The organism is Frisingicoccus sp. (assembly GCA_016298055.1).
In the GTDB taxonomy this organism is placed as follows: Bacteria; Bacillota; Clostridia; order Lachnospirales; family Lachnospiraceae; genus Frisingicoccus.
The window spans coordinates 1-13,029 of the sequence record JAEDDO010000052.1 but is presented as its reverse complement, the minus strand read 5'-3'; the positions used below and the strand labels follow the sequence as shown (position 1 = coordinate 13,029).

Genomic DNA, 13,029 nt, shown 5'->3' with positions numbered 1-13,029 from the left:
ATTAAAATGTCATTTTTTACAACAGCAGTAACAGGATTAAAGACGGTAGTAACCGCGATCGGAGCAGGTGTAGGTGTTTGGGGAGTTATCAATCTCCTGGAGGGCTATGGTAATGATAATCCCGGTGCAAAGTCACAGGGTATCAAGCAGCTTATGTCCGGAGGCGGTATCATTATCGTGGCACAGACGGTGATTCCACAGCTTTCAACGCTGTTCTCATAATTCATGGGGTCAATTATTGAGAAAATCACTGAATTTATAAAGGAAATGCTGCAAGGATGGGTGCTGGACAATCTTGAAACGATGTTTACTGACGTGAATACGAAAGTAGGAACAATTGCCGGAGAGGTTGGGCAGACACCCAGCTCTTGGAACGCAGGTATTTTTTCCATGATAGACAACCTGTCAGATACAGTCATGGTGCCCATAGCAGGGATGATCATTAGTGCGATTCTCTGCTATGAGCTGATTACCATGGTAATGGATAAGAATAACATGCATGAGATGGGAAGCGAGTTTTTCTTCCGTTATCTTGTGAAAGCATGTATTGCAGTATTGCTTGTCAGCTATACCTCTGACATTACCATGGCAATTTTTGATGTGGGAAACCATATCGTTACAAGTGCGGCAGGAGTTATTACAGGCTCCACGACACTTGATGTGACGAGTACGTTACAGTCCATGTTTAATAGCCAGCTCTCCACCATGGGGATAGGCGAACTGATAGGACTTGGAATAGAGACCATGATTGTCAGCTTATGTATGAAAATCATTTCCCTGCTAATCACCGTCATGCTATATGGGCGAATGATTGAAATATACCTTTATGTTTCAGTGGCTCCGGTTCCGTTTGCGACACTCAGCAACCGGGAATGGGGCGGCATCGGAAGTAATTATATCAAGGGACTTTGTGCTTTGGCATTTCAGGGATTTTTCATCATGGTATGTGTGGCAATCTATGCGGTGCTGGTATCCAGCGTTGCGGTTGCGAGCAATCTACATACGGCTTTGTGGTCAGTGGCAGCATATACCGTTATCCTGTGCTTCAGCTTATTTAAGACAGGTTCCCTTAGCAAATCTATTTTTAATGCACATTAAAGCAGCGTTATACATCAGGAAGGAGGCTGTTTATGGCAATATCAGTCGCAGTGCCGAAGAATTTAAGCGGTATCAAGACAAAGGTGGCAATGAATCTGACAAAACGCCAGCTCATCTGTTTTGGTGCTGCAGGTGCGGTCGGGATTCCTTTTTATATCTTTACCAAAGATATCATCGGGACACAGGTATCCGCACTGATCATGGTGGCTGTCATGCTGCCGTTTTTCTTTCTGGCAATGTATGAAAAGGACGGTTTTCCGGCAGAAAAGATTCTGTACTTTATGATAAGACAGAAATTCCTGACACCGGGAATACGCCCCTATAAATCAGAAAATCTCTACAATCGGTTAGAGGAACAAGAAAAAATGAAGAAGGAGGTGCGTTACCTTGAAGCAAAAGCCAAAGGCAAAATTACAGGGCAGTCAGAAGAAGACTGCCAAGCCTAAAGCGGGCTTGAGTTTTTCTGAAAAGAAAAGGTTAAAAGAGCTTCAGCGTACTCTTGCAGGAAATCATAAGGAACAGGAGAAACCTACCACGGCACAGAATACCATTACTTTCAAAAAGATGTTCCGTGATGGTATCTGTCAGGTGACATCTGATTTCTACACAAAAATGGTGGAATTTTATGATATAAATTATGATCTTCTGGAAATAGAGGACCAGGGGGAGATTTTGGAGGAGTACAGCAAGCTCATCAATTATTTTGACCCGTCTATCAGATTTGAACTGTTTTTATTTAACAGGCAGGTCAACGAGCAGACGCTGATAGACCAGTTTGACATTCCTTTGCAGGGAGATGATTTTGACGATATCCGTGAGGAATACACGGAAATGTTAAAGAAGCAGGCTGCAAAGGGCAACAATGGTATCATTAAATCAAAATATCTTATTTTTGGTACGGAGTGTAAGGGATATAAGGAAGCGAAATCAAAACTGAATAACATTGAAAAGGATGTTATCAGGAACTTTTTAAACCTTGGAACCCACGCCAAAAGCCTTGACGGAAAGGAGCGACTGCGTATCCTGCATGAGTATTTCAATCAGGATACCATGGAGCCTTTCCGTTTTTCATTTAAGGAGCTGGCAGAGTCCGGTAAGAGTGTAAAGGACTACATTGCACCGCCGGGCTTTGACTTCCGTTATCCAAGCCGATTTAAGGCAGGAAAGATGTATGGCAGTGTCCATTATCTGGATATTATTGCACCACGTTTTAATGATGAGCTGTTAAAGAAGCTCCTTGATATTGATGATAACCTGACCATTACCATGCACATGCAGACGATGGACCCGGTAAAGGCAATCAAGATGTTAAAGGGTGCTTTGACCAATATTCAGAAGATGAAGATTGAGGAGCAGAAAAAGGCAGTCCGCAGTGGGTATGACATGGATATTCTTCCTACGGATATTATCACTTATGAAAAGGATACGCTGGAACTGCTTGACGATCTGAACACCAGTAACCAGAAGATTATCAAAATGACTTTCTTAATTACCTGTTATGGCAGGAGCAAAAGGGAGCTTGAAAATATTACGCAGAGGGTGTCCGGCATTATTCAGCAGGCAAACTGTAACCTAAGATGTTTGCAGTATTTGCAGGAGCAGGGACTTATGGCTTCCGCACCGATTGGATGCAATGATACGGGAATTGAGCGTGTGCTTACCACAAAGAGTACCGCTATTCTTGTACCGTTCTGTACGCAGGAATTATTTATGCCTGCACCGGCAATCTATTATGGTTTAAATGCCCTGTCAAACAACATGATCATGGCAGACAGAAAGCGGCTTCGTACACCAAACGGAGTAATTTTAGGAACACCCGGTAGTGGTAAGTCCTTTAGTGCAAAAAGGGAGATTTTATCCTGCTTTCTTATGACAAGGGATGATGTGATTATCTGTGACCCTGAGGGCGAGTATTTTGCCCTTGTGGGAGCTTTGCATGGGCAGGTGGTAAAGCTGGCAACCAATTCCAAAGACTATCTGAACCCGATGGATATTCAGTTAAGCCACAAGGGGGATAAGGAAGCTCTGAAATTAAAGAGTGATTTTATCATTACCCTGTGTGATCTGATTGCCGGAGGAAAGGACGGTCTGGAGAATGATGAGAAGGGTATCATTGACGAATGTATCCGTCATATCTATGATGCCTATTTCGAAAATCCGGTGCCGGAGAATATGCCTATCCTTGAGGATTTGTATAATGCCCTTTTAGACCATAAGAATGCGAAAGCAGAGCGTATTGCCAATTCCCTTGTGCTGTATGTGCATGGTTCGCAGAATTATTTTAATCACCGCACTAACGTGGACAGTAAGAACCGTATCATGTGCTTTGATATCAGGGATTTGGGAAACCAGTTGAAAGAGCTGGGTATGCTCATCGTACAGGATGCCGTATGGAACAGGGTGTCGCAGAACAGGGAGAGAAAAATCGCTACCCGTTATTACTGTGATGAGTTCCACCTTCTTCTAAAGGAGAGGCAGACTGCCATTTATTCGGTGGAAATCTGGAAGCGTTTCAGAAAATGGGGCGGTATTCCGACAGGTCTGACACAGAATGTGGGTGACTTCTTAAAGTCGGAGGAAATCGAGGGTATTCTTGGTAACTCTGATTTTGTTTATCTCTTGAACCAGAATGCAAAGGATCAGGCGATACTTGCAGATAAGTTGGGACTTTCGGAAAAGCAGCTTTCCCATGTGACCAATTCAGAGCCGGGTTCCGGTCTGATTCTGTTTGATAACGTGGTGATTCCTTTTGTGGATAAATACCCGACAGACACAAAGACCTATGCGATTATGAATACCAAACCGGAAGAAAGTGTAAAGCAGGAGGATGTTGATTAGTGGCAGAGAATAAAAAAGACAAGTCGGCTGAGTTAGCAAGGGATAAGAGTGCTTTTGCTAAAGGTGGTTCCGAGAAGGGAACTGCTTCGCAAAAAGTACAGCATAAGTATTCCGGGACACATCAGCCAAGAGATGCAAATGACACTTCCGGAGATGTTACGAAAAAGGAACAGTCTGAAGCTTTTGGACAGAATGTCCAAAAGTCGAAGCAGTCAGCAAAACACAGAAATCAAAAGCAGTATCAGAAGCAGGACACTTTTGGACACAGTGAAAATCCTTCCGCAGGGCAGAAGGATTTGAAGTCTGAGAATACGGATGCAGAAAGTAAGAAGAAAAGCGATTTTTCGCAGGAAAACAATACTTTTACTGAGGATGGTAACAGGGAGCAGGAGGAACATCAGCAAAAGGATGATTACCACTGCAGGGATACCTACCACCAATCCGAGAAAAAAGGAAAATACCACAGACGGGAGTATCAGAACAGGGAACGGACAAAACAATCTGATTTTGAACGTGATTTCCAGACGAATGAAAAAACCTTTACGGAAGGGATGGAACCGGAGTTTCATGGAAGCAAAAAATTAGACAGACTGCAAAATAAGGCAGAGAAAGCCGGGAAAAAGACCGAAGCTGCAAGAAAGAAGATACCAAAGAAAAAGGAGTATTCCTTTGAGCGTGTCTTTGATGAAAAGACAGGAAAAGCAAAGTATGTGCTGACTGCCGTGGAAAAAGAAAAGCAATTCAAACCGGATAGTCCGGTAAAAGTGGTTGCAGGTAGAGTCGGTGCAGAATATTCCAATTTTGCCCATGGCAAGGTTGCCGAAGTGGAGAAAGAAAATTCTGCTGTGGAAGGAGCGCATAAGACGGAACAGACAGCAGAGAATGTCTATCATTTTGTGAAACGCAACCATAAAAGCGGATTGCAAAGGAAGAAAGAGAAAGTTGCAAAGCTGGAGAAAAAGCAGTTTAAGAAAGAGGTCAATTTCCGGTATCAGAAGTTTTTGGAAGAAAACCCCGAGATGCAGGAAAAGACCCTGAAAAAGCAGATGCAGAAACGATTGCAGAAACAGCGGATCAAGCGGGAGTATGCAAAGGCAAGGAGGGCAGGACAGACAGCAAAAAATACAAAGGAAGCGGCTGCAAAATCAGCCAGTTTTATTACCAAGGTTGCCAAGAAAATACAGGAGATAGCAAGCAGAAATGTTTCGTTTCTGGTAACAATCGGTATCTTTGCACTGCTCCTGATTATGATCATGACAGCCATATCGTCCTGTGGAGCCATGTTTTCAGATGGTATGAGTACCACACTGGCAGGAAGTTATATGAGTGTTCCGGCAGAGATTGATGCTGCGGACCTGGCGTTTTCCGAGCTGGAAATGGAATTGCAGAAAGAAATTAACGCCATAGAAACGGACTATCCGGATTATGACGAATACCGCTACAATCTGGATGCCATAGGACATGACCCATTTGTTTTAATCAGTTACCTGTCGGCAGTACATACGGAATTTACGGCAAGTGACGTGCAAAGTGAGATAGAAAGCCTTTTTGAAGAAATGTATGAGCTGACCTTAAATCCTACTACGGAAACAAGGACAAGGACTGTCACAAAGACAGGAACGAGAACTGTAACAGACCCGGTAACGGGCGAGGAAACAGAGGAAGAATATGAGTATGAGGAGGAAGAAGAATACACCGTAACCATACTTGAAGTAACACTGACAGCCACCAATCTGGGTGTGGTGGTAGCCGGACACATGAATGAGGAGCAGAAAGAAATCTATGCTCTTTACAATGAAACCCATGGACTGACACAGCAGTTTTATACACCGCTCAATCTGTATTGGTATAGCTATGTGTCGAGTTATTACGGCTACCGTATCAATCCGGTCACAGGGCAGGAACAGTTTCACCGTGGTGTGGATATAGCGGTGCCCACAGGGACAACCGTGCTGGCAGCGATGGATGGAACGGTTACAACAGCAACCTATGATGCTTCTTATGGTAATTATGTTGTGATAGAGGACAGCAATGGTTACTGCACCAAGTATGCACACATGGATACATTAAATGTCAGTGCCGGACAGACAGTTACACACGGAACAACCATAGGAACAACGGGAAATACGGGAAGCAGTACCGGAAGCCACCTTCATATCGAGTGTTTGTATAACGGGGAGTATTATAACCCGTTATTTTACTTTGATGTGGGTGAGGGAACTCTTTATGGAGAAAGTCCGGGTGGTGGCGGTTCGCCGGGAAATGTCATACCACCTGATTCCTATGATGATGCAACAGTACAGGCACTAATGGAGGAAGCAGCAAGATATCTTGGCTATCCGTATGTTTGGGGCGGTTCTTCTCCGTCCACAAGTTTTGACTGTTCCGGCTTTGTATGCTGGGTATTTACCAACAGCGGCGTACATAATCTGCCAAGAACCACGGCACAGGGCATATATGACCAGTGTACTCCGGTGTCAGCGGCAGATGCCAAGGCTGGGGACATTATATTTTTTACAGGTACTTACAATTCGCCGGGACCTGTCAGCCATGTGGGTATCTATTGCGGAAATGGTGTGATGATACACTGTGGTGACCCAATCAAATATGCTTCTATCAATACACCATACTGGCAGAGCCATTTCTACAGTTTTGGAAGATTAAATTAAAAGCAGGAAGTGAGGATAAATGACAAAGGAAAGAATTGAAAAAGAGCTTCTGAAAGTCCGGGAGCAGCTTGCAGGATTGCAGGCAAGGCAGAAGGACTTGGAGGAGCAGTTACAGATGGCAGAGGATGCGGAGAAGATGAAATTCATTGAGAAAAATAAAATCTCTCTGGAACGGCTGATTTTACTGAATAAAGTCAGTGAGGAAGAAATTCTGCATCTGTTAAAGAAAAAGGAACAGGAAGAACAGACACAACAATCAGAAAAGGAGGCAGTAAGCCATGAAAAAAATGAAACTATCATCTAAGGCGGTGTTATCGCTTGTTTTATCAGCAGTTTTGTTCTGTATGCCCGCTTTGGGATTTGCCATGAACGGGAATTATGCAGTGAGTGTTCATGCGGAGGATACAGAGCCGGAAAGTAGTTCTGAGGAAAACAGTACCGAGAATGAGACAGAGCCGGAAACGGAAAGCGGTTCTGAAGAAAACAGCACGGAAGAGGATACGGTATCCGGTGGCGATGTAAAAGAACCGGAGTGTACCTGTGAGGATAAATGTGGTGCGTATGAATACGACCATAATTGCGAAGTATGCGTGAAAGATTATAAGCTCTGTGCATATAAAAAGCCGAATGTCACAATCCAGATCAATCAGCCGGATGGGTGGCATAATGACAAAGCAACCGTGACATTTACGGTTGCGGATGTGGCACACACAGGAAATTTTGAAATTGCCAAGATTCAGGCGAAGGTAGGACAGAATGGAAGCTGGACGGATGTGACAGAGGACAGAAAGCTGGAGGTTTCTGAAAACTGTACGGTGTATGTGCAGGTCACTGACCAGAAGGATTATACCTATGAGAGAAGCCGTGCAATCAAATGTTTTGACACCACAAAGCCTACGCTTAATGCTGCGGTCAGTGACGGACTTTTGAGTGTACAGGTACATGATACGGATTCCGGAGCGAAAGCAGTCTATGTTAACGGATATGAATTTACAGACCTTACAAACGGAACTTTGAATATCCGTCTGCAGCAATTTGATGCGGGGTATGAGTATTTTACCATTTCTGCAATGGACAATGCCGGAAATATGTCGGAGGTCTACAAGACGAAAAATCCATACTACAAAGACCCGGCAGATGAGAGTGATGATAATCCGGCAGAACAGCTTCCGGTCAATGCAGAAGCTACAAAGCCGGGAAGTGCCACAGGAACCGTAACGGAGCATACCAAGACAGACAGTAATGGGAATACCACTTCACAGACAAATCCTGCGGAGCAGAAGAAACAGGCAATGGCGGAAGCGGATGCTTCGGAGAAAGCAGAGAATGAGGATAAGGAGAGTAAGCAGTCCGAGCAGGGCAAGGAATTTTATACCATTCAGACAGCATCGGACAAGGTGTTTTATCTGATTATCGACAGGGATGGAGAGGAAGAAATGGTCTACTTCCTGACAGAGATTACGGAAAATGACTTGCTGAATACCACATCTGATAACAGCGAGACCTTACCGAAAAACTCCGCCGCATTAGAGTCTGCAATCCCGACTTCTGAAAGTGCATTGCCAAATAATAATGCAGAACAGGAAAATAAGCAGGAGGAAGCTGCGGAAGATACAGAGGGAACCGAAGAAGATACAGAAAGCACCGAGGAACCGGAAGAAACGGAGGTTAAAGAGCAGGCAAATCCTATGATTTCCTATATCCTTATGGGAGGTCTTGCAGTGGCAGTAATCGGAGGTGCGTATTATTTCAAAGTGGTACGCAAAAAGAAAGAGGACTTCATCGAGGACGAAGATGAGGACGAGGAAGATAACGAAGAATATGAGAACGAAGATGAGGAATCAGAGGGAAGTTCGGATGATGATTTCTTTGAGGAACAGGAGGAAGAATAATGCAGTTAGTGATAGCGGAAAAGCCAAGTGTGGCACAGTCAATTGCCAAGGTGCTTGGTGCAGATGAAAGAAAAGACGGATACATGGAGGGAAACGGTTCTATTGTTTCATGGTGCGTAGGGCATCTGGTTGAGTTGGCACAGCCGGATGCCTATTCTGATGCATGGAAAAAGTGGACATACGACAGCCTGCCTATGATACCGGAGAATTGGAAGCATGAGGTCAAGAAAGACACGGTTGCTCAGTACAGGGTATTAAAGGAGCTGATGCATGATACAAGAGTAGACAGCGTGGTATGTGCCACGGATGCAGGACGGGAAGGAGAGCTTATCTTCCGTCTGGTGTATGAACAGGCGGGATGCAGCAAACCGATGAAACGCTTATGGATTTCATCTATGGAGGAAAGTGCCATAAGGGAAGGCTTTGAGAACTTAAAGCCGGGAAGTGACTATGATCATTTATACCATTCCGCACTTTGCAGACAGGAAGCGGACTGGCTTGTGGGTATCAACGGTACAAGGCTTTTTACCGTTTTATATGGCGGCAAGGTGCTAAAGGTGGGCAGGGTACAGACACCTACCCTTGCAATGCTTGTGGAACGTGAAGCAAAGATTATGAATTTCAAGAAAGAGCAGTATTTTATGGCTCATATCCTCTGCGGCGGAGTGGATGCGGTCACAGAGAGGATTGACAGTAAAACAGAAGCAGAAAATGTTGCAGGAGCTTGTCTGAACGGACAGGCTCTTGTTACGTCTGTGACAAAGGAAGAAAAGACGGTGGCACCGCCGAAGCTCTATGACCTTACCACGCTTCAGAGGGATGCCAACCGCTTATTCGGGTTTACTGCAAAACAGACTTTGGAGTACACCCAGAGTCTTTATGAAAAGAAGCTGTGTACCTATCCGAGAACGGACAGCCAGTATCTGTCTGACGATATGGAGCAGACTGCCGGAAACGTAATCAAAGCGATTTTCAGTTCCATTCTGTTTGAGGAAAATATGATGTTTAATCCGGATATTAAGCGTGTTTTAAACAGTAAAAAGGTCACAGACCACCATGCAATTATCCCTACCATGGAGATTGCAAAAGCTGACCTTGCAGCCCTGCCGGAAACGGAGCGAAAGATTTTATCCCTTGTGGCCAACAGACTGCTGTGTGCTACGGGGGAGAAACATCTTTATGAAACGGTTAAGGCAGAGCTTTCCTGTGGCGGTTACACCTTTGCTGCTTCCGGCAAGTCGGTCTTAAAAAACGGATGGAAAGATTTTGAAGATGCTTTTAAGCGTTCTTTTAAGACAACGGAAGATAAAGAGCAGGAGGAGAAGAAACTGCCGGAGCTTTCAAAGGGGCAGACCTTTGACGGGGTACAGACAAAGATCAGTGAGCATTACACAAATCCCCCAAAACACTTTACGGAAGATTCCCTTTTGTCTGCAATGGAGCGAGCCGGAAACGAGGACATGAGTGACGATGTGGAGCGTAAGGGACTTGGTACACCTGCCACCAGAGCAGACATTATAGAGAAGTTAGTTAAGGACGGTTTCGTGAAGCGTGAGAAAAAGCAGATGATCCCAACAGAGGACGGAATAAAGCTGATTACGGTGCTTCCGGATGTGGTGAAGTCTCCGAAACTTACTGCTGATTGGGAAAATGCCCTTACCCTTGTTGCAAAGGGCGAGTATTCCATGCAGGAATTTATGGATGGCATTGCGGATATGGTAAAGAACCTTGTGCAGACCTATCACAGCATTAGTGACGAGCAGAAATCCATGTTTGGAGGAAATCAGAGCGCACAGGAAGCCCTTGGAAAATGTCCGAAATGTGGCGGTGATGTAGTAAAGGGAAAATATGGAGCCTACTGCAAAAATAAGTGTGGTATGAATGTTGGCAAGGCTATGGGGACTGTACTTTCTGATACGCAGATTAAGAGTATGCTGGAGGGGAAAAAGACTTTCGTTAAAGGTTTAAAGGGAAAGAAAGGCACTTACGATGCTTACCTGATTCCGGAAGGAATTGAGGATTATTCCTATACCAAGGATGGCAAGGAAATCAAAGGCTCACAGTATAAGGTCAAGCTGGAGTTTGCAAAAAGAAGTAAGTAACAGCATAGAAAAATGGAGGATACGAACATGAATGAAGTAAATGAAAATGTAACTGTAAACGGAGTCGGAACACAGGATGAGGAGCCTGCGGCAAAGAATAATGAAACCAAAGCGGAGAAGTTCATCCGCCTTGGTGAATACCGCATGAACAAAGCGATTGATGCGATTGGAAGATTGGAACACCTTGCCAATAAGTCAGCTTATGAATATACAGCGGAGCAGGTAGAGGCTATGTTTGGAGCCTTGGAAAATAAGGTAGCAGATGTAAAAGCTAAATTCAGTACAAAGAAACAGGATAATACATCTTTTTCTTTTGGAACACATGCAGAGTAAGGAGGAAACCAGGAATGAAACAGTTAGAAAAAGAAATCACGGAAACAAACAAGCAGAGCATAATGAAACGTTATCAGCTATATGGAACGAAAGCATCAAAGCTGGCAGACAAATCACAGAAGAATACCGGGAAGGGAGAGAGAAAGTAATGGAATATAAGGATTTTGTAGAACAGGTAAAAGAGCAGATACAGGATTTTTTACCGGAGAAATTTGCAGATGCAACGGTTTCTGTTCATCAGGTAGTAAAGAATAATGACTGTGTTTTGGATGGTCTGACAATCCGGACGGAAGAAAGCAATATTTCTCCAACCGTATATCTGAATCCGTATTTTGAACAGATACAGGACGGAGCTGAGATGGATGATGTGCTTGGGCAGATTGCAGCCACATATCAGGCACATTATATTGACCATGATATGGATGTATCTGCGGTTACTGATTTTGATAACGTAAAAGACAAGATTGTGTGCAAGCTCATCAATGAGGAAGCCAACAGGCAGTTCCTTGAGGATAAACCATACACCAAGGTGGAAGATCTGGCGGTTGTGTATCAGATTTTAATGGACAAAAATGCGGAAGGTACTGCAACCATAACGATTACAGATAATCTGATGGAAAGGTATGGGATTACCCTTAAGGATTTACATGAACAGGCTCTTTTGAACATGGATGTTTTACAGCCATACAACTTCAAGGGAATGAGCGAGACCATTATAGAAATGATGGCTGGGGACATTGCAAGGGATAATGGCATGGGCATATCAGAGGCAAGAGAAATGGCATCCCAGATGATACCGGATGTTCCGGATACAATGTTTGTTCTGACAAATGATACAAAGGTAAATGGAGCTGCCGCTATATTAAATGATGATACCAGACAGGAAATTGCAGACAAGGTTGGAGACTTTTATGTACTGCCTTCATCTGTGCATGAAACACTAATTATCCCGAAAGATGCCGGAATGGAGTTAAGAGACCTTGAACAGATGGTGCAGGAAGTGAACCAGACACAGGTAGCACCAGAGGAACGACTTTCAGATCATGTGTATGAATATGATGCAAAAGAACATGAGCTGTTTCGCAGTGACCGTGCAGAGGAACGTGCAAAACAGAAAGCGGAAAAGCGTGATGAGAAAAAAGAACGTCCTTCACTAAAAGAGAGACTTGCAGAAAAGAAAAATGATGTGATGAAGATGGATGCTGACAGGAAACAACCGACAGCAGATAAAAAGAAAGAAGCGGTGATTTAGCCACTTCATACATAATAAACAGGAAGGCAGCCACTTTGGGCTGCTTTTCTGTTACTAGGAGAAATTGAATCGAAAGGAGTATCTATGGCAGGAAAATATCATTATATATCTGCACTGGCAGAAATGACAGCAGGAGATATTGTTAAAAACGAAAATGAATGGACCAGATTTCTGACCACGGCTGCAAGACTGTATAAATATCCCTTTAACGAGCAGATGTTAATATACGCCCAAAGACCAGATGCTACAGCCTGTGCTTCACTTGAAACGTGGAATGAAAAGATGAATTGCTGGGTCAACCGTGGAGCGAAAGGAATTGCCCTGATTGATACGGACAGCGAACGTCCGAGATTAAAATATGTCTTTGATGTATCAGATGTGCATAAGGCAAGAAGAATCGGGCGTGACCCAAATCTGTGGGAACTTAAGGAGGAACATAAGGCTCCTGTGCTTGCACAGCTTGAAAAGACTTATGGTGGAACCGATGTAAATATGCCTTTTGAAGAGAGGATTATGGAGATAGCTGACAGGATTGCCCAGGATTATTATGAGGAACTTTTACCGGAGCTAAACTATGTGAAAGAGGGCAGTTTCCTTGATGATCTGGATGAACTGAATCTTGGAATTAGGTTGAGGGAAACGCTGGCTTCCAGTATCTCCTTTACCCTGCTATCCCGATGCGGTGCCGATATGGATTTGTGGAAAGATGACATGAATTTTGAATATATCCACGAATTTAATAATACAAAGTCATTAGCTGTCATTGGAAATGCAACTACGGAAATGTGTAAGCCCCTGCTTATGGAAATTGGAAGGACAATAGGGGCATACGAGCGTCAGATTGC

At 44.0% G+C, this 13,029-nt stretch carries 12 protein-coding genes; all 12 read left to right on the top strand.

Annotated elements, in window-relative coordinates:
• Positions 1-6: 6 nt before the first annotated feature.
• The gene (locus QZZ35_RS05885; protein ID WP_002582189.1) at positions 7-222 is read left to right on the top strand and encodes a Maff2 family mobile element protein; all 216 of its coding nucleotides are present in this window, start codon (positions 7-9) and stop codon (positions 220-222) included.
• 3 nt (positions 223-225) lie between these two features.
• Positions 226-1,098: a VirB6/TrbL-like conjugal transfer protein, CD1112 family gene (locus QZZ35_RS05880; protein WP_066548951.1), complete on the top strand. Its 873-nt coding sequence runs from the start codon at positions 226-228 to the stop codon at positions 1,096-1,098.
• Between the two features lie 32 nt (positions 1,099-1,130).
• Positions 1,131-1,544, top strand: a complete 414-nt coding sequence (locus QZZ35_RS05875; RefSeq protein ID WP_291236558.1) for a PrgI family protein — start codon at positions 1,131-1,133, stop codon at positions 1,542-1,544.
• Positions 1,486-3,936: a VirB4-like conjugal transfer ATPase, CD1110 family gene (locus QZZ35_RS05870; protein WP_291236557.1), complete on the top strand. Its 2,451-nt coding sequence runs from the start codon at positions 1,486-1,488 to the stop codon at positions 3,934-3,936. Before QZZ35_RS05875 ends, QZZ35_RS05870 begins: the two co-directional genes overlap by 59 nt.
• Positions 3,936-6,605 (top strand): CD1108 family mobile element protein, encoded by a 2,670-nt coding sequence (locus QZZ35_RS05865; RefSeq protein ID WP_291236556.1) that lies wholly within the window; start codon positions 3,936-3,938, stop codon positions 6,603-6,605. Before QZZ35_RS05870 ends, QZZ35_RS05865 begins: the two co-directional genes overlap by 1 nt.
• Before the next feature lie 19 nt (positions 6,606-6,624).
• Complete coding sequence (locus tag QZZ35_RS05860) at positions 6,625-6,909, top strand: cell envelope biogenesis protein TolA (RefSeq protein WP_066548945.1); 285 nt, start codon at positions 6,625-6,627, stop codon at positions 6,907-6,909.
• Positions 6,884-8,497, top strand: coding sequence for a CD1107 family mobile element protein (locus tag QZZ35_RS05855; protein WP_291236555.1), 1,614 nt, complete (start codon positions 6,884-6,886; stop codon positions 8,495-8,497). Before QZZ35_RS05860 ends, QZZ35_RS05855 begins: the two co-directional genes overlap by 26 nt.
• The gene (locus QZZ35_RS05850; RefSeq protein ID WP_291236554.1) at positions 8,497-10,599 is read left to right on the top strand and encodes a type IA DNA topoisomerase; all 2,103 of its coding nucleotides are present in this window, start codon (positions 8,497-8,499) and stop codon (positions 10,597-10,599) included. Before QZZ35_RS05855 ends, QZZ35_RS05850 begins: the two co-directional genes overlap by 1 nt.
• 27 nt (positions 10,600-10,626) lie before the next feature.
• Positions 10,627-10,932, top strand: a complete 306-nt coding sequence (locus QZZ35_RS05845) for a hypothetical protein (RefSeq protein ID WP_154498883.1) — start codon at positions 10,627-10,629, stop codon at positions 10,930-10,932.
• Between the two features lie 14 nt (positions 10,933-10,946).
• Positions 10,947-11,081, top strand: a complete 135-nt coding sequence (locus QZZ35_RS05840; RefSeq protein ID WP_291236553.1) for a hypothetical protein — start codon at positions 10,947-10,949, stop codon at positions 11,079-11,081.
• On the top strand, positions 11,081-12,184 hold the full coding sequence (locus tag QZZ35_RS05835; protein WP_291236552.1) for a DUF5688 family protein: 1,104 nt from the start codon (positions 11,081-11,083) through the stop codon (positions 12,182-12,184). The genes QZZ35_RS05840 and QZZ35_RS05835 overlap by 1 nt, the downstream gene beginning before the upstream one ends.
• Before the next feature lie 84 nt (positions 12,185-12,268).
• Positions 12,269-13,029: hypothetical protein (locus QZZ35_RS05830; RefSeq protein WP_330635535.1), on the top strand; the 761-nt coding region annotated here is incomplete at its 3' end.

Excerpts from the sequence above, each read along its gene's own strand:
- QZZ35_RS05850 (WP_291236554.1), top strand. The coding sequence starts at position 8,497 with ATGCAGTTAGTGATAGCGGAAAAGCCAAGTGTGGCACAGTCAATTGCC.
- QZZ35_RS05840 (WP_291236553.1), top strand. The coding sequence starts at position 10,947 with ATGAAACAGTTAGAAAAAGAAATCACGGAAACAAACAAGCAGAGCATA.
- QZZ35_RS05880 (WP_066548951.1), top strand. The coding sequence starts at position 226 with ATGGGGTCAATTATTGAGAAAATCACTGAATTTATAAAGGAAATGCTG.
- QZZ35_RS05885 (WP_002582189.1), top strand. The coding sequence starts at position 7 with ATGTCATTTTTTACAACAGCAGTAACAGGATTAAAGACGGTAGTAACC.
- QZZ35_RS05875 (WP_291236558.1), top strand. The coding sequence starts at position 1,131 with ATGGCAATATCAGTCGCAGTGCCGAAGAATTTAAGCGGTATCAAGACA.
- QZZ35_RS05855 (WP_291236555.1), top strand. The coding sequence starts at position 6,884 with ATGAAAAAAATGAAACTATCATCTAAGGCGGTGTTATCGCTTGTTTTA.
- QZZ35_RS05845 (WP_154498883.1), top strand. The coding sequence starts at position 10,627 with ATGAATGAAGTAAATGAAAATGTAACTGTAAACGGAGTCGGAACACAG.
- QZZ35_RS05860 (WP_066548945.1), top strand. The coding sequence starts at position 6,625 with ATGACAAAGGAAAGAATTGAAAAAGAGCTTCTGAAAGTCCGGGAGCAG.
- QZZ35_RS05835 (WP_291236552.1), top strand. The coding sequence starts at position 11,081 with ATGGAATATAAGGATTTTGTAGAACAGGTAAAAGAGCAGATACAGGAT.